Source organism: Paraburkholderia dipogonis (assembly GCF_042680985.1).
Lineage (GTDB): Bacteria > Pseudomonadota > Gammaproteobacteria > Burkholderiales > Burkholderiaceae > Paraburkholderia > Paraburkholderia phytofirmans.
Genome location: NZ_JBHUFR010000045.1, coordinates 129,968 through 146,518 on the forward strand (window position 1 = coordinate 129,968; position 16,551 = coordinate 146,518).

Here is a 16,551-nt window from a genome sequence, read left to right on the forward strand (position 1 = left end):
GGACGAAATAGATTGAGGAGATAAAGGGATGCACATCGGAGTGCCAGCCGAGACGCGGCCGTACGAAACGCGCGTCGCCGCGACGCCCGAGACGGTCAAGAAGTACGTGTCGCAGGGTCATAGAGTCACCGTACAGAGCGGGGCGGGAGTCAGCGCCGCGTATCTCGACCATGCCTATGCCGCAGCGGGCGCGGAACTCGTCGATGCGCCGACCGCGTTCGGCGCAGAGATCGTTCTCAAGGTTCAGACGCCCACCGATTCAGAACTGCCGCTTCTTAAACGCGGCGCCGTTCTGATCGGCATGCTCGAGCCGTTCAATACCGAAAACTCATCGAAGCTAGCAACGGCGGGCATCACTGCGTTCGCGCTGGAAGCTGCGCCGCGCACGACGCGCGCGCAAAGTCTCGATGTACTGTCGTCTCAAGCCAACATCGCGGGCTATAAAGCGGTGCTTTTGGCCGCTTTTCTGTATCCGCGCTTCATGCCGATGCTGATGACGGCGGCGGGTACGGTGAAAGCCGCGCGCGTGCTGATTCTCGGCGCGGGCGTCGCGGGTTTGCAGGCGATTGCGACGGCCAAGCGCCTGGGCGCGGTGATCGAAGCCTCGGACGTGCGGCCTGCCGTGAAAGAGCAGATCGAATCGCTCGGCGCCAAGTTTCTCGATGTGCCTTACGAAACCGATGAGGAACGCGAAGCGGCTGTTGGCGTCGGCGGATACGCACGGCCGATGCCGCCTTCGTGGCTCACGCGCCAGGCCGCGCTCGTCCACGAGCGCGCGAAACAGGCCGATATCGTCATCACGACCGCGCTGATTCCTGGCCGTCCCGCGCCGACGCTCATTTCCGTCGAAACCGTGCAGTCGATGAAGCCCGGCTCCGTGCTGATCGATCTCGCTGCCGGACGTGGCTCGGAATACGAAGGCCAGCGCGGCGGCAACTGTCCGCTGACGGAATCCGACAAGGTCGTCGTCAAAAACGGCGTGACGATTGCGGGCTATACGAATCTCCCGTCGATGGTCGCGTCGGACGCGTCGGCGCTGTATGCGCGCAATCTGCTCGACTTCATGAAGCTGATCTTCACGAAGGAAGGCGCATTCAATATCGATCTCGCTGACGACATCGTCGCGGCCACGCTGGTCGCTCGCGACGGCGAAGTCACACGCAAGGCATAAGGAGACGGCTGATGGAAGTCATCAACCATACCGTGATCAACCTGATCATTTTCGTGCTGGCAATTTATGTCGGCTACCACGTCGTCTGGAACGTGACGCCGGCGCTGCATACGCCTCTGATGGCCGTGACGAACGCGATTTCGGCGATCGTCATTGTCGGCGCGATGCTGGCGGCGGGTCTGACCGTCGGCGGCACGGGCAAGTTCTTTGGCACGGTCGCCGTGGTGCTGGCTGCCGTGAACGTGTTCGGCGGGTTTCTCGTGACAAGACGAATGCTGGAGATGTTCAAGAAGAAAGAGCCAAAGAAGATTGCGGCTCCCAGGGAGGGTGCGTAAATGAGCCTCAACGTCGTTACGCTCCTTTATCTGTTCGCCTCGGTCTGCTTCATCCAGGCGCTCAAGGGACTGTCCAATCCGAAGACGGCGCGAACGGGGAACATGTTCGGCATGATCGGCATGGCGATCGCGATTCTCACGACCGTCGCGCTGATCGCGAAACAGGCCGCCTCGCTGGGCTCGAATCTGTCGCTGGGTCTTTCGCTGGTGGTCGCCGCGCTGGTGATCGGCGGCGGGATCGGTGCATTCCTCGCTGCCCGCGTCGAGATGACCAAGATGCCGGAACTCGTCGCCGCGATGCACTCACTGATCGGTATGGCGGCTGTGTGTATCGCGTATGCGGTGGTGTCGGAACCGGCTGCGTTCGGGCTCGGCCTCGAGGATGGCATTCCGGGCTTCCTGCCGTATGGCAACCGGATCGAACTGTTCATTGGTACGTTCGTCGGCGCGATTACGTTCAGCGGCTCGGTGATCGCGTTCGGCAAACTGTCGGGCAAGTACAAGTTCCGGCTGTTTCAGGGTGCACCCGTCGTGTATGCGGGCCAGCATCTGATCAACCTGTTGCTTGCCATCGCAATGATCGGCTTCGGCGTGATCTTCTTCCTCACGCAATCGTGGCTGCCGTTCATCATCATGACGCTGATCGCGTTTGCGCTGGGTGTGCTGATCATCATTCCGATCGGCGGCGCGGATATGCCTGTCGTCGTGTCGATGCTGAACTCGTACTCGGGCTGGGCGGCAGCGGGCATCGGTTTCTCGCTGAACAACGCGATGCTGATTATCGCGGGCTCGCTGGTCGGTGCGTCAGGCGCGATCCTGTCGTACATCATGTGCAAGGCGATGAACCGCTCGTTCTTCAACGTGATTCTCGGTGGCTTCGGCGGTGAGGCGGCTGCGGCAACGACGGGCGGATCGGGCGAACAGAAGCCGGTGAAGTCGGGCTCGGCGGAAGATGCGTCGTTCATGCTCGGCAATGCCGAAATCGTGGTGATCGTGCCGGGTTATGGGCTGGCTGTCGCACGCGCGCAGCACGCGCTGAAGGAACTGACCGACAAGCTCGTCGAGAAGGGCATCGACGTGAGGTACGCGATTCACCCTGTCGCGGGCCGGATGCCGGGTCACATGAACGTGCTGCTGGCCGAAGCCGAAGTGCCGTATGAAATCGTCCACGAAATGGAAGACATCAACGGTGAATTCGGCCAGGTCGATGTGGTGCTCGTGCTCGGCGCGAACGACGTGGTGAACCCGGCTGCAAAGACCGATCCGAAGTCACCGATCGCCGGCATGCCGATTATCGAGGCGTACAAGGCGCGCACGGTGATCGTCAACAAGCGCTCGATGGCGGCAGGCTACGCCGGCCTCGACAACGATCTGTTCTACATGGACAAGACGATGATGGTGTTCGGCGATGCGAAGAAGGTCATTGAAGATATGTTAAAGGCAGTGGACTGACAACGTTCGAACGATTGGGGGTGCGCGCGAACACGCAGGTGTCCCCCGATCACGGCATCATTTGTCGGCAAATCGATAACACACCGTGCAAGATGTGGCGACAGGTGAGTCGTCATATTCCAAGAGGATATCCTTCGTTGGCTGGAGGCCTCCCAAGGGTACAGCCGTCCCGGACAACACGGATGAGATATGTTGCAAGCAGCACCATTGTTCTGCAGCTCAAACTAGCGCTTCGAACGCGGCCGTCGGTTCTTGACTGGTTTCTCAAGCAGCAAAGCACGGCGCATTGTGTCGATTTCAGCCCAATTTGCATGCTAATCAACTTCGGACGCCGGGAGGTGGGAGCAGTGGGCCTGCGCTCGTTTAAGGGCTAATTTTGGGAAAATTTTCCTGACAATACCGCCGTAGGCCGAAGGCACTAAAACCCTCGAACACTAGCGCCTACTATCGTGCAGGAAACGCAAGCGGTTCATGAGCGCAGTGAACTGTGCTTGTGCGTAGTTGGGGGGAGCCGAGGGCAGTGGGAGCGATTGAGCCGACCGGCTCCAACGCTCCGCGAACTTCCGTCACTCCGCAATCTCTGCTCGTGGGGGCAACGCAAAACGTCGGCGACTACGCCCGGTTAACCTGTAGGCTACAAAGAGAAACAGGAACCAGAGCGGCATGAGACGTAATGCCAACCTTGTATCCGCGTCGAGCGCAAGCAGGCCGACGACGAAGATGAAGAACACGAGGGAGATGCTGGCCATCGGGACGCCTCCGGGCATCTTGAATTTGGACTTTGCGTGCAGGTCCGGGCTGCGCATACGGTAGACGATATAAGCAACCAATATAAGAGACCAGACGAAGATAAAAAGGATGGCGGACACCGTCGACACGATTGTAAAGATTGACATGACGTCGGGGATGATGAACAGAAGAAGAATTCCTGCCAGCATGCACAGACACGAGAAAATAAGGCCCATGACAGGCACCGAGTGCGAGGTCAACCATTTAAATATTTTCGGTGCATCGCTCTTCATCGCCAGACCGTACAGCATTCTGCTCGTTGAAAAGACACCGCTGTTGGCGGCAGACATTGCCGAAGTGGTCACCACAAAATTGATGACGCCTGCGACCATTGGGAAGCCAGCGGCCACGAACAGTTGTACAAACGGGCTAACGTGCGCGCTGATTTTCGACCATGAAGAGACCGAGATGATGCAAATTAACGAGAGGACGTAGAAGAGAATGACGCGCAGCGGCACCGCATTGATAGCTCGCGGCAGGTTTCTTTCTGGATCCTTGGTTTCCGCAGCTGTCGTGCCGACGAGTTCGATGCCGGCGAAAGAGAAGATGGCAATCTGAAAGCCGGCGAAGAAGCCGAGCAGGCCGTGCGGCATGAACGACTCCCTTTCGATCACATTAGAGAGGGAAGAGCGCACGCCGTTTGGGGAGACGAAAGATATGGAGGTCAGGTATGCGCCTACAGAAATCAGACTCACAATTGCGATGATCTTGATGATCGCAAACCAGAATTCCAGCTCGCCAAACAGTTTGACGGTGAGTACATTAAGCAGCAGCAACGCGGCAAGTGTTGAAACGGCCGGAACCCAAGCCGGTAGCGTGGGGAACCAGAACTGCAGATAGCCGCCTACCACAACGTAGTCGGCTATTGATCCGACTACCCATGTGAGCCAATACGACCAGCCGATGAAGAAGCCCGCCCATGCCCCCAGATAGGTTGAACAAAAATCGGCGAAAGACTTGTACTTGAGGTCTGAAAGGAGCATTTCTCCCATCGCCCGCATGACGAAGAACAGGAAAAAACCGATGATCATGTAGGTGAGAATGATCGAGGTTCCAGAAATGCTGATGGTTTTACCAGCGCCCATGAATAGGCCGGTTCCGATTGCACCACCGATAGAAATTAACTGAATATGTCGATTCGATAGCCCGCGTGCGAGTTCTCCGCCCGTGACCATATGGTCGCGTTCGACTCTAGTGTCTCTCTCCAGTACGTTGCTCATGACATTACCGTTCTGTTGTTTTTAGTCGGATTAAAAATGTGAGGCGAATGTGACCAGCCTCTTTGAAAAGAAGTTATTGGGAGGCAGATGGCGCAGGCGCAGCAGTCGATGGCAATGACAGTGCCATGCTTGAACAGAATCAAAACGACACAAAATCGGGAGCGTGTCGTGCGCAGGTCACATTCGGATATCTGATATGAGCTGTCGAGTCGCCACGTGGTTGTGACGTGGCTGTCGCTGCGTCGTGGCGCTAAGATGACAAGAGGCAGGTCGCCATCATCGGTGCGTAAGGACGCGTCCCACCGATGATGCCGCGCGGATATAAGCCGCTGTGGGACCTCAAGTACCTCGGAAGTCGTGACAGGCTGTCAACCGAGGTAAGAGCGTAGTACGTCGCCCATCCGTTTGACACCTTCTGCGATGGCCTCGTCGGTACAGGCGGAAAAGCTCAGCCGTGCGTTATTGACAGGCATGTGACTTGTATCCGCATAGAAGTGCACACCTGGCACGTAGGCCACCTTGGCGCGCGGTAGTAGTGTTGCCTTGAGGAATTGATCCGCGTCGAATCCAGCTGGGAAAGTCAGCCAGGTGAACATGCCTCCTTCAGGATTGGTGTGAGCTACTGAATCTGGAAAAGTATCCGCGATGGTGTTCATCATGACATCGCGCTTGTGGCGATAGTGCCTAACGATGTTTTCGACGTGACTGGCGTGATCAAAAGTTTTCAGATAGGCACTCGCAACTTTCATATTGATCGTGCTGCATTGTGTATCAGCAGCCTGCTTCAGTTGCGCAAAATTCTGGACGATCTCCTTGTCAGCGACCGCCCAACCCAATCGAAGACCGGGAACAAGGCTCTTTGAAAAGCTGCCAAGGAAAATGACGCGACCTTGGCTATCGAAGCTCTTGATTGGTGGAACCGAGGCACCCGAATAGCGCATGTCCCGATAGGGCGAGTCTTCAACAATGTAGAAGTCGTAGCGGTTTGCCAGATCGACGAGTCGGCGGCGCCGGTCTGCGCTCAGTGTCACGCCCGCTGGATTCTGAAAATCGGGGATTGTATAGAGGAATTTGACTGCTTGCCCACTTTTGAGTACCACTTCCAGTGCATCCGGGTCGATTCCCTGGCTGTCCATGGGAATGCCAATGTAATGTGGCTCGTATGTATTGAAAGCGATCAGGGCGCCGAGAAAGGTCGGCGCTTCGATGAGTACAGTATCGCCTTCATCGATGAACATTTTCCCAGCGAAGTCAAGACCCTGCTGTGCACCTTGCAGAACGACAATATTGTCGGCATCGCAAGCAACGCCTTCCGCCTGCATCTTGTCGGCAATCTGCTGACGCAGTGTCGCGTCTCCTTGCGAATGTGTGTACTGGAACGCCAGTTTGTCCAAAGAAATGACAGACTGATATGTCTCACGCAGGTTTTCGACTGGAAACAGCGAAGCGTCCGGATATCCACCACAAAAAGAGATGACTTCGGGGTCGTGCTCAAGTTTGTGCAATTCGCGAATGGCGGAAGGTTTAACGAGGGCCATTCTTTTTGAATAGTTCACTGTGATCTCCGTAATGCCAGATTGGACTTCCCGGGTTGGCGCCTCGTGGGAGCCCGCGCGGCAGGGTTGCCCGGGAATCGTTGATTTTCGTTCGTACCCACGCTGGATTAAGCTCGACACTATTGCGCGGGGAGTATCGTCAGGCTAACAAGGCAAAACAATGAGCACTTTCGAATTCACGTCGCAGTTGTCAGAACTGTGCCTTCGTAACACGCGTTTATTCGGACGTTTTTTGTTATGCTTGGCACAATAGTTGCGTGTTGTCATGCGTTTGGTTGGAGGCCACATGAGGCAGCAGGAGTGGAGCAGTTACGCTCAATTTCATCAGATGTCTGAATACAGAAGGTTCCGGCAGGAACATCGGCGCGCGGCCGGTCGTATTCCGTTCCAGATGTTGACGGTGGAGTCGCTCCCACATAGATACGTGGATCCGGAACTCGGCGAAACACTGCTTGCGCTTCCGCTGGCGGTGGAGAAGGACTGCCGCTGGACGTGGCGTATCAACAATCGTAGTGTCACGCAACGTGTTAGCGTCGGACGAATGCTGGTCGTGCCGCCAGATTTGCAGAGTGCGTGGGACGTCGACGGAGCGCGGACGATGTTGACTCTCTGCATCCCAAATGCGTCCGTCCGCAGCGTTCTTGGGGAGATGTGCCCTAAGACCATCAAATCGGCCTTTTGGGACCTTTCCTCTGATACATGGGAGGACGAGTTTATTGAGGGGGCGATGAAACAGTTGTGGGCCTCCTGCATCGGTGATCAATTTCTCGATGCCTACGTAAGCGACGGCATCATTACGGCAATCATCGCAAACCTGCTGAAGCGCTCCAAGGCGACAGACAACTCTGTTGCGCCGGTGTCGATGCCTGCCTGGCGGATGCGACAGGTGCGTGCTTTTGTTGAAAGCCACCTTTCCGAGAACATCCACGTAGACGATCTCGCGCAGGCGGCGGGATTGAGCGCACGACAATTCTTCCGCGCGTTCCGGGAGCAGACAGGGGAGACTCCTCATCGATGGCTTGCGGGAATCCGTCTTGAAAAGGCGAAGCAGTTGCTCGCAGAAAGGCACAAACTCTTATGTGATATCGCGGAGGCATGCGGATTTGCGAATCAAAGTCATTTGAGTTCGACGTTCAAGCAAATGACGGGTATGACGCCATCGCAATGGCGCAATCGTGGCAATTCTTATTGAGTTGCAGGAACCCGGATTGCTGCGAGAAGGGTCTCTCGTGATTTGTTTTAATGTGCATATGCACGGTGCAGTTGTTGACTTCATGTCCAAATGAAGCTATTGGCGGCAGAGCAGAGAATGGGTTCTGTCGACGTGCGCACAATCGGCCTTCGGTGTTCGCGCTACGAGGTTTGCTTGCTATATGTGCCGCGAGACCGTCTACGGGGCTGAGGCTTCCGCGAGACTCCGGCGCACGCGTCAGCCGTGAGGCCGCGAGGCGGTGAAGAATTAGTGAACAATCCCATCAGACATCGATAGAGAACGATCTGTTTCGCCATCTCAACACTTCGCGCTCGGATTGTTGCGTCCGTACCTTCTTGCTGGCCCGAATACGACAAGTAATGCCAAATTGACCCGGTTAGGCTACAAACATTGCGTAAAAGCCTTTCCAGCCTTGTCTTCGGCATGGCGGTCGGAGCCTGTGTTGATTGTCAAGATTGTCGATCGGTATCTCGATATCACCGAAACAAGGTGCAGATACCATGGGATCCGATACGAGGAGGCGGTCATACCGTGAACCTGCGATGCCTGAGGACTTGGCACCTGAACTCTCTCAGGCGCGTCACACGAGACCGACTGTTTGAGCGAGTTGAGCTTGGCTCATGCACTGCCCTATACAAAAATAGGTAAGGCGAGAAGGACGTTGACATCTGCAGTGGTTGAAGTGGGTTTGGGGAAGTCTAAATTAAAACGTTGGTATAACTAAATGATTTGGAGGTTAAATGAAAGAAAAAATTCGAATCTCGCTTTTGGCTTGCACTGCGATAGTCGCAACACAGGTCCACGCCCAAAACACCGTCACACTGTATGGGATTGTGGACACCGGGTTGATGTACGTGCATAACAGTGGCGGAAAATCTACGCAGATCGCGCTGACAAGCGGGAATGAGTCCGGTTCGAGATTTGGTCTCAAAGGTGCTGAAGATCTTGGTGGTGGACTGAAGGCAGTATTCCAGCTCGAGAATGGATTCAATTCTACAAACGGAGCGGCGGCGCAAGGTGGGCGGATGTTTGGACGTCAGGCATTTGTCGGTCTGAGTGGAGCGACATGGGGTACGCTAACGACCGGGAGGCAGTACGATCCACTTGTGGATTTCGTGCAACCGGTCCAAGGGGATAACTATCTCGGGGGATTCTTTACCAGCCCGGGAGACATCGACAATGCCGACAACAGCATCCGTATCAACAACTCGGTGAAATGGGCCAGCCCGAATTGGGGTGGCCTGCAGCTGTCCGCCATCTACTCGTTTGGTGGGATCGCTGGGGCTGTGGGGTCGGGGCAGACATATGCGGGAGCGGCAACCTACAGTGCGGGCTCCTTTACGGTTGCGGCTGGCTATCAACGTATCGACAACGGTAATGCAACGGTTTCTACGCGAGGAACCACGTCTGCAGACTCGCTGTTTAACAGCTCGGTGAACAAAGCGTATTCCTCAGCACGGTCCATCGACATTACACGCGCAGGTGGCAACTACGTGATTGGTGCCGTGACAATTGGCGGTTACTACAGTTTCTCGCAATACAATGCTGACGCCAGCTCGACCTTCACAAAGTCAGAAAAGTACAACAACGGTGAGATCTACGCCGTATGGCAGGTGTTGCCAACCCTTTCGACTCAGATTGGGTACGACTACATGAAGTCATCCGGTGATTCATCTGCCAAGCAGCATCAGTTCGCTCTTGCAGCGGACTATAGCATCAGCAAGCGAACGGACGTGTACGGGGTGCTGGCTTATGCCCATGCGACGGGCCAGAATGGGACTGGTGCAGCGCAAGCGGTTATTGGATCAACTGACATTGATTCCGGTTCGAACAACCAGGCTCTCGCTCTTGTAGGCATACGTCACAGGTTCTGAGGTCATGCACCCGGTTACGCATCTTTCAACCGGGTGCATACGCTGCTACAGGCGAATTTCGGCTGTCTCCAACGGGTGTTGCCCGTTCTTCCCGTGTTTCGGCACGGGTTTTTTTTGAAGATCGTAGTCTGTTTTCCGACGACCGCAATAGTCGGAACGTGTGTGTCAGCGACGCGTCCAAAAGGCATCGGCAGGCCGGAGTACAGGTAGGCATCAACCATGGTGAATTCCTGATATGACGTCGCGGTAACCCGGCTAACGCGGAGCAGCGAAAACTGGTGCAGACCGAAGTCGACCAGCGTCAGAAGCGGCGCTAGTGTAGCCCGAACGGTGAACGGTCCAGCGGGAGCCCTGCGGGCCTCTGCTTCGGTGATCGCTCGGTGCAGTGCGAAGTGGCCGCAAGCCCCCGAAGGCTGGTGGATTCTTGCGTGGTATCGCATATTTATAGCATGATGATGATACGTGAATATGTGTCATCATTGTAAAGGCGAACTCTACACGAATAAATACGTAATGTACTTGACACAAATCGCGGATGAGGTCTAGTATCCACTCATGCGCTTGCAGCGCTGATAGGTGTCGGCCGACAGACGCCGGCGATTGCATGCGGAGATGGGCGTGGTTTTTGGGGGCATATCGATCTTCGTCGGTCGATCGCCTCGGTGACAGGTTCTGCGAAAGATTGGTTCTTAGGCGCCTCCTTCCCAAGTGCTCTGCTACATGTTGTCTGATAGCTACATGGATGTGAGGCGGCCCGCCGTCCAATCCCACGCTTCTTGATGCCGGTCGAAATAACAACCGTTGCTTCAAGGTCCTTGCATCCTTTGACTTCCGAGCGTTATGCAATCTTCTGAATCCATTTTCTCGACCCTGAAAGTAGTTGATTTCGCCAGCTATATCGCAGGTCCTGCCGCAACGACCATCCTTTCGGACTTTGGCGCAACGGTCGTGAAAGTGGAACCACCGGGAATCGGTGATCCGTATCGTTATTTTTATAAGTCACCGTCCAACCCTGTGAGCGAGCACAACTATCCATGGCAACTCACCAATCGCAACAAGCATAGTCTTGCGCTCGATCTGAAGTCGCCGACTGCAAAAGAAGTGGTGACGCGCCTTGTGCAATGGGCCGATGTAGCGGTTGTCAACTTCCCGCAGAGTGTGAAGGCGAAACTCGGCCTGACATATGAGGCGTTGTCTGCGATGAACGAACGCCTTGTGTACGCAGATGTCACCGGATATGGGGCAAACGGGCCGGAGGCGGATAAACCCGGTTTTGACGTGACTGCCTATTGGGCGCGCTCGGGATTGATGGATGTAACCAGGGACGGGACCAGCCCACCCACTATGCCGATACCGGGCATCGGAGATCACGCTACTGCGTGTACCCTGTATTCGGCGATTGTCACGGGCCTCTATCATCGTGAGAAAACAGGAAAGGGAAGTCACGTCTCCACATCACTGATAGCGCAAGGCGCGTGGGCTTCTGCGCTCTGGCTTGAGGGTTGGCTGGGCGGTGCGCAGATTGATAGCCCACGGACCCGAAAAACGCCTCCTAATCCCCTGCTGAATCCGTATCAATGCTCGGACGGGCGCTGGCTGTTGCTTTTCCTGCTGCTGGACAAGGACTGGCAGCGGCTCCTCGAGGCCGTGCAGATTCCGTCGCTTCACACTGATGCACGCTTCTCGAGTAGTACGGCGCGCGCTGAGAATTCGGCAGCGCTTGTTCAAATCCTTGACGAAACGTTCTCGCGGTATTCTCTGGAATACTGGAAGCAAGTCTTTGATGAATGTCGCGTTGTATATGGTGTTGTTCAGAATGCTGAAGAAGTCGTCAGGGACCAGCAAATGTACGCGAACGACATATTTGTCCCCCTGGAAAGGCCGCATGGGAATGCAACGCACACAATAAATAGTCCTTTGAATATTTCAGGTGTGCCAAAGACAGAGCCACGCAAAGCGCCTGAGTTGGGAGAGCACAGTGTCGATGTGTTGAGATATCTTGGCTACGGTGAGGAAGATATTAGTCGACTCGTGTCTGAGCAGGTGATTGAACAGTTCAGTTTGCGCGATTGACGTACTCCAAAGTCGAAATCAGCAGGTCTTGACGAAGGCTCTACGGAACGGTCTCTTTCTTTTGCTCGAACCGTTGTCCGTATTGGCTATCGTTGACCGACTGACATTTTCAAAAATTCAATCGAGCTACCCCGGTGCTGGCTATTGTTGGGGGCTCAGATGGGAGGCTAGAGCATGCGTTTAATTTTGTTGGGCGCTCCAGGCGCCGGTAAGGGAACTCAAGCGACCTGTATAACGAAAAATCTGGGTATTCCCCAGATTTCGACTGGCGATATGCTGCGTGCTGCGGTAAAGAATGGAACACCCTTGGGCATTGAGGCGAAGCGCTTTATGGACCTAGGGGAACTGGTTCCTGACGAATTGATTATCGGCCTCGTCAAAGAGCGCCTGGAAGCATCTGATTGCAAAAACGGCTACTTGTTTGACGGTTTTCCGCGCACGATACCGCAGGCTGAAGCGCTGCGGCAGGCTGCAGTTGTGGTCGATCTGGTGCTTGAAATTGATGTGCCGTTTGACGAAATCATCGGACGTATGAGCGGACGACGGGTCCACGCGGCGTCTGGGCGTACTTATCACGCGAAGTTCAATCCGCCTCGCATCGAGAATCTCGATGACGTAACGGGTGAGCCGCTTATTCAACGGGATGATGACAAGGAGGAGACGGTTAGACGACGGCTTGATGTGTACACCGCGCAGACAAAGCCGCTGATTGACTACTATCAGCAATGGGCGCAAGACGATGAATTGAAGCCGTTGATAAAGCCACCCCGTTACTGCCGAATTTCAGGTCTGGGTTCGGTCGAGGAGATTAGCGCGCGTGTCGTTGAGTCGTTGAAGTAATGATTTGCGGGTTCGCTAAATGTGTCCTCCGTCGGGATGGCGTTCGAGTCCGAAGTGTGCTGCGCCAAAAACTTCACAAGATTATCTGAAATTGACGCGAGCCAGGCGGTTGGAGCATAGCCTGTGTGTGCGTAATAGATTGGGAGCATCTATGTCGACCGACCATCACGACACTCTGCGATTCGAGGCGGCAAATAGGGCAAATGAAGAAGATGCCCGTATTTGGCGATGGTTCTCGGATATGTATGAAGCAGGCAGGATCAGGTGGTGCAGATCAGCGAACGGATGGTTGATTAGTGTCGATCATAAGCATCTCGCGACAGAGGCAGACTTCGATACAGCAATCAGAGTATCGCGAGACCGATATTTCTCCGGGTGTCGAGTATCGCTTGGCAGTAAGACATCACAAAACTCGACGGACTGCCAATCGGGATGGGTCAGTTATTCAATCTCATTTTGATTGCTTCGGTGCCGTGCGGGCGATCGGGAAGCATCCCTAGCCACTACAAGCTTTTCCTTCTATCTCGAGGCTGAGATCTCAGTCTTCAGGCCGGGGCTTAAAGGCGCATGCAGGCGGCGCAGCAGGAATATCGTGATTTTCGAATGGCCCGGAAGGATTTGGTACAACCGGATGAGTCCGTTTTGAGAGCATATCACCGTCACTCTCGACGGGGTCCGCGCTGTCCAGGAGCAGGAATTCGTGACTGTTCCATATCATGCGCGCCAGCCGCAAGCTAATGACGGGGTGGACGACAAAGACTGATAAATCACTGTTGTGATTGAATCCTGAAATACTCGCGGTCCGTTTGAAGCTGTGGTGTGATTCGCTCAGTAACCCATTCTAGCCAGGCGCGGGATTTGGAATCCAGGGGTTGCTGAGCCGAAAACGTTGCATAGACACCGATGTCTTGCGAGCGCCATTCCCTAAGAACGTGCTGCAACCTGCCCGCGCGGACCAATTCGATGGCGCAGAACGTAGGCATTAAGGCGATTCCTTTGCCTTGCAGCGTTACCTCAGTGAGCAATTCGGGGGTATCAGTCGTTAACCTGCTCCTCAGCAATAGCCGCTGCGTTGTTCCGGTATCGTCGATCAGATTCCAATCGGTCGGAACAGAAGGGCTGATTAAACGAAAACAAGGCTGATCGTACAGATCGACCGGAGTTCTTGGATGGCCATGCTTTTCAAGATAAGCCGGTGAGGCACACAACACCATAAAGGTATCCCCCAGCTTCCTGCTGAGCCCGCGAGGGTCCATGAGCCTATCGGCAAGATGAATGCTGGCATCGACTCCTCGAATGAGGAGGTCGGACGTACTCGAGGACGTGCTGAATTCGACTGTGATCTGTGGAAATCGGGCGCAGAAGTTGCCGATTACCGGAAGAACGTAGCGCTGACCAAAACCAACATCGCATTGAATTCGCAGAAGACCGCGTGGCGCCATAGCAGCGCCTGAACACATGGCTTCCGCTTCGTCCGTGAGTGCAATCACTTCACGACAACGCGCACCAAAATCAATTCCGGCTTCGGTGGGCACGTAGCGTTCGCCGGTTCGCAGAAGCAGTTGAACACCAAGCCGCTTTTCAAGCTCTCTCATCAATGCCGTTACCTGTGCGACGGTAATTTCCATTTGTGTTGCGGCTTTCTCGCGGTTTTCAGTCTCGATCAGCAACACGAAAGCACGCATGGCGAGGAGCGTAGGGCGGCGACCAGACGGGTTTTGCATGCTTACCTCGGGAGTTGTTCCGAGCGACAGGATCGTTAGAGTAGGGGCGATGAAAACGACATCTACATGTCGCGATGGATGATGACATCTGACATGGTAGCCGAATGTGCTAGATTTCACACGAAAATATATATCAAGTACTTGACATATATCGGGATGTGGTCGAGGATATCTCTGTCGTCGGAGATATCGGATTCTGTTTGTATGCACATCCTTAATGGATCGCATCGACCGGTCGGAAGGTCCGACCATTTCGAACGGCAAATTCTGGGCTGCTGCAGAGACGATCGCAGAAGTTGGGGAACGAGATCACAAGCAATTTCTTTACATATATGGCAAGGCTCTCTGTGCCAAGCAGGGCGCAAAGATCGGACGCGAGAATAGTCGATTGTTGGTTGATCTGGTTTGGGGCGACAACCTGAGCGCGCGCAGCGGTATCGAGAACCAGGCGAAGAATCGAATTGGTACCACATTCAGCCGCGACGTACTTTGACGCTGATGTGCTTGGCGCTTCACAGCACCGTGCACATCTAACAGTACTGCCCTGCCGATGGCTTTCCTGCCGGCAATATAAAGAGTGAGTGAGACATGACAAACAAGTTCGAAGTGGGTCTGGAAAGAAATCCGGCCAATTTTCAGGCTATGACTCCAATTCGGCTGCTTGATCGGGCGGCCGAGGTATTTCCAAATCGCACTGCGGTCATTTACAAACACCGGCGCTACACGTGGGCGCAGTACGCACAACGGTGCCGAAGCCTCGCACGAGCACTAATCGGCGCCGGCGTTCAGCCCGGAGAGACGGTCTCGGTTCTCGCAACGAATATCCCGGAGATGCTTGAGGCGCAATTTGGCGTTCCCATGTCGGGTTCCGTCCTCAATTGCATAAATATCCGGCTGGATGCAGCGGCGATCGCCTTCATCTTGCAACATTCTGAGACGCGCCTGCTACTCGTGGATCGGCAGTTTGCGGATGTCGCCCGTGAAGCCCTGAGCTTGGCCGGCATGCAGATTGACGTCATCGATATCAGCGACGAAGACTTTCCGGATGCGAACCGGGTCGGAGTAGTCGAGTATGAGGATTTTCTGAAGAATGCCCCGACTGACGCACAGATTTTTTATCCGCAAGACGAATGGGATGCGATTGCGCTGAACTATACGTCTGGTACGACCGGCAATCCAAAAGGCGTGGTGTACCACCATCGCGCGGCATATCTGAACGCGCTGGGAACGGTTATCTATGCTGGCCTCAATGTTGGAAACCCCGTCTATCTATGGACCTTGCCGCTGTTCCACTGTAACGGGTGGTGTTATGCGTGGGCACTGGCAGCCGTTGCGGGCACGCACGTCTGCTTGCGCAAGGTCGTCATCGAAGACATTTACGAGGCGATTCAAAAATACGCCGTTACTCACTTTTGTGGCGCCCCTGCCGTTCTGAGTTCTTTGGTGGCAGGAAAACCTGAGAGTTGGGTGAAACCCGATTCTCCAATCATCATCTCATGCGCTGGCGCATCTCCGCCAATCAAAGTGATCAAGCAAACCGAAGAGCTTGGTTTCAAGGTTTTGCACGTGTATGGAATGACCGAGCAGCATGGAGTCAACACGGTCTGTGTTCAGCAGGATGATTGGAGCGACATGCCGCAGGATGAGCGGCTGACGCATATGGGACGTCAAGGAGTGTGTACGGTCGTGGGCGGCGAACTGGTGGTCGCTGATTCGGGATCCTGCCAACCGGTTCCGCGTGACGGCAAGACCATGGGCGAAGTGATGTTCCGGGGAAACCTCGGCATGAAGGGATATTTAAAGAATCCCGAGGCAACGCGTGAAGCCTTTGCAGGAGGCTGGTATCGCAGCGGAGATCTTGCTGTCGTCCACGAGGATGGCTACATCGAGATCAAGGATCGCTTAAAGGACATCATCATCTCCGGAGGAGAGAACGTGTCCTCGATTGAAATTGAAGAAGTGCTTTGCACGCATCCAGCAGTTGTGGGTGTCGCAGTTGTGGCAGTGCCTGATGAGAAGTGGGGCGAGGTTCCGTGTGCTGTAGTCGAGTTGCATCCAGATCACGACGGCCTTGTGACGCAGGAAGACATCATCAAATTCTGCCGCACAAAACTTCCCGGGTTCAAGACGCCCAAGCATGTCATTTTCGAGGCGATTGTCAGAACAGCAACCGGGAAGATCCAGAAATTCGCACTCCGCAAGCACGCATCAAATGTGGTTGCGGCGCGCGACGCTTGAATCGCGTCAGGAGCGTGAAGGCGAGCTAGATGTGAGAAGGGGACAAGACGCTTCCTCCTGCCCCAA

12 protein-coding genes are annotated in these 16,551 nt (G+C 54.9%); 9 read left to right on the forward strand and 3 right to left on the reverse strand.

Annotated features, from left to right (window positions below; genetic code table 11):
- Positions 1-28 precede the first annotated feature (28 nt).
- The 3 genes from ACFSNN_RS39225 to ACFSNN_RS39235 are packed head-to-tail and all read left to right on the forward strand — an operon-like array spanning position 29 to position 2,958.
- Complete coding sequence (locus ACFSNN_RS39225) at positions 29-1,171, forward strand: Re/Si-specific NAD(P)(+) transhydrogenase subunit alpha (RefSeq protein ID WP_134465244.1); 1,143 nt, start codon at positions 29-31, stop codon at positions 1,169-1,171.
- Positions 1,172-1,182: 11 nt separating this feature from the next.
- The gene (locus ACFSNN_RS39230; RefSeq protein ID WP_134465243.1) at positions 1,183-1,506 is read left to right on the forward strand and encodes an NAD(P) transhydrogenase subunit alpha part 2; all 324 of its coding nucleotides are present in this window, start codon (positions 1,183-1,185) and stop codon (positions 1,504-1,506) included.
- The gene (locus ACFSNN_RS39235) at positions 1,507-2,958 is read left to right on the forward strand and encodes an NAD(P)(+) transhydrogenase (Re/Si-specific) subunit beta (RefSeq protein ID WP_134465242.1); all 1,452 of its coding nucleotides are present in this window, start codon (positions 1,507-1,509) and stop codon (positions 2,956-2,958) included.
- A 566-nt stretch (positions 2,959-3,524) separates the two neighbouring features.
- On the opposite strand, the gene ACFSNN_RS39240 is transcribed toward ACFSNN_RS39235, so the two are convergent.
- Positions 3,525-4,922: an amino acid permease gene (locus ACFSNN_RS39240; protein WP_208949626.1), complete on the reverse strand. Its 1,398-nt coding sequence runs from the start codon at positions 4,920-4,922 to the stop codon at positions 3,525-3,527.
- Between the two features lie 413 nt (positions 4,923-5,335).
- Positions 5,336-6,523 carry an aminotransferase-like domain-containing protein gene (locus ACFSNN_RS39245; protein WP_208949599.1) on the reverse strand — a complete coding sequence of 396 codons (1,188 nt, stop codon included), beginning with the start codon at positions 6,521-6,523 and terminating at the stop codon, positions 5,336-5,338.
- A gap of 286 nt (positions 6,524-6,809) precedes the next feature.
- On the opposite strand from ACFSNN_RS39245, the gene ACFSNN_RS39250 reads away from it, so the two are divergent.
- The 4 genes from ACFSNN_RS39250 (at position 6,810) to adk (ending at position 12,523) form a co-directional block, all read left to right on the forward strand.
- A complete protein-coding gene (locus ACFSNN_RS39250) occupies positions 6,810-7,715 on the forward strand; it encodes a helix-turn-helix domain-containing protein (RefSeq protein ID WP_166799385.1) in 906 nt (301 codons plus the stop codon).
- Positions 7,716-8,476: 761 nt separating this feature from the next.
- Complete coding sequence (locus ACFSNN_RS39255; RefSeq protein ID WP_134465239.1) at positions 8,477-9,610, forward strand: porin; 1,134 nt, start codon at positions 8,477-8,479, stop codon at positions 9,608-9,610.
- 840 nt (positions 9,611-10,450) lie between these two features.
- Entirely contained in the window at positions 10,451-11,683 is a 1,233-nt protein-coding gene (locus tag ACFSNN_RS39260; RefSeq protein ID WP_134465238.1) for a CaiB/BaiF CoA transferase family protein, read from the forward strand.
- A gap of 174 nt (positions 11,684-11,857) precedes the next feature.
- Positions 11,858-12,523, forward strand: coding sequence for an adenylate kinase (adk, locus tag ACFSNN_RS39265; RefSeq protein ID WP_134465237.1), 666 nt, complete (start codon positions 11,858-11,860; stop codon positions 12,521-12,523).
- A 767-nt stretch (positions 12,524-13,290) separates the two neighbouring features.
- Here the strand turns inward: adk and ACFSNN_RS39270 are convergent.
- Positions 13,291-14,247 (reverse strand): LysR family transcriptional regulator, encoded by a 957-nt coding sequence (locus ACFSNN_RS39270; protein WP_166799384.1) that lies wholly within the window; start codon positions 14,245-14,247, stop codon positions 13,291-13,293.
- A gap of 217 nt (positions 14,248-14,464) precedes the next feature.
- Between ACFSNN_RS39270 and ACFSNN_RS39275 the strand changes: the two genes are divergently transcribed.
- The gene (locus tag ACFSNN_RS39275; protein WP_134465235.1) at positions 14,465-14,740 is read left to right on the forward strand and encodes a hypothetical protein; all 276 of its coding nucleotides are present in this window, start codon (positions 14,465-14,467) and stop codon (positions 14,738-14,740) included.
- Positions 14,741-14,835: 95 nt separating this feature from the next.
- Positions 14,836-16,485: an AMP-binding protein gene (locus tag ACFSNN_RS39280; RefSeq protein WP_134465234.1), complete on the forward strand. Its 1,650-nt coding sequence runs from the start codon at positions 14,836-14,838 to the stop codon at positions 16,483-16,485.
- The last annotated feature ends 66 nt before the right edge of the window (positions 16,486-16,551 follow it).

What these genes read in the sequence shown, in the direction of transcription:
- ACFSNN_RS39255 (WP_134465239.1), top strand. Translation starts at nt 8,477, where the DNA reads ATGAAAGAAAAAATTCGAATCTCGCTTTTGGCTTGCACTGCGATAGTC.
- ACFSNN_RS39235 (WP_134465242.1), top strand. Translation starts at nt 1,507, where the DNA reads ATGAGCCTCAACGTCGTTACGCTCCTTTATCTGTTCGCCTCGGTCTGC.
- ACFSNN_RS39230 (WP_134465243.1), top strand. Translation starts at nt 1,183, where the DNA reads ATGGAAGTCATCAACCATACCGTGATCAACCTGATCATTTTCGTGCTG.
- ACFSNN_RS39260 (WP_134465238.1), top strand. Translation starts at nt 10,451, where the DNA reads ATGCAATCTTCTGAATCCATTTTCTCGACCCTGAAAGTAGTTGATTTC.
- ACFSNN_RS39275 (WP_134465235.1), top strand. Translation starts at nt 14,465, where the DNA reads ATGGATCGCATCGACCGGTCGGAAGGTCCGACCATTTCGAACGGCAAA.
- ACFSNN_RS39270 (WP_166799384.1), bottom strand. Translation starts at nt 14,247, where the DNA reads ATGCAAAACCCGTCTGGTCGCCGCCCTACGCTCCTCGCCATGCGTGCT.
- ACFSNN_RS39240 (WP_208949626.1), bottom strand. Translation starts at nt 4,922, where the DNA reads ATGGTCACGGGCGGAGAACTCGCACGCGGGCTATCGAATCGACATATT.
- adk (WP_134465237.1), top strand. Translation starts at nt 11,858, where the DNA reads ATGCGTTTAATTTTGTTGGGCGCTCCAGGCGCCGGTAAGGGAACTCAA.
- ACFSNN_RS39225 (WP_134465244.1), top strand. Translation starts at nt 29, where the DNA reads ATGCACATCGGAGTGCCAGCCGAGACGCGGCCGTACGAAACGCGCGTC.
- ACFSNN_RS39250 (WP_166799385.1), top strand. Translation starts at nt 6,810, where the DNA reads ATGAGGCAGCAGGAGTGGAGCAGTTACGCTCAATTTCATCAGATGTCT.
- ACFSNN_RS39280 (WP_134465234.1), top strand. Translation starts at nt 14,836, where the DNA reads ATGACAAACAAGTTCGAAGTGGGTCTGGAAAGAAATCCGGCCAATTTT.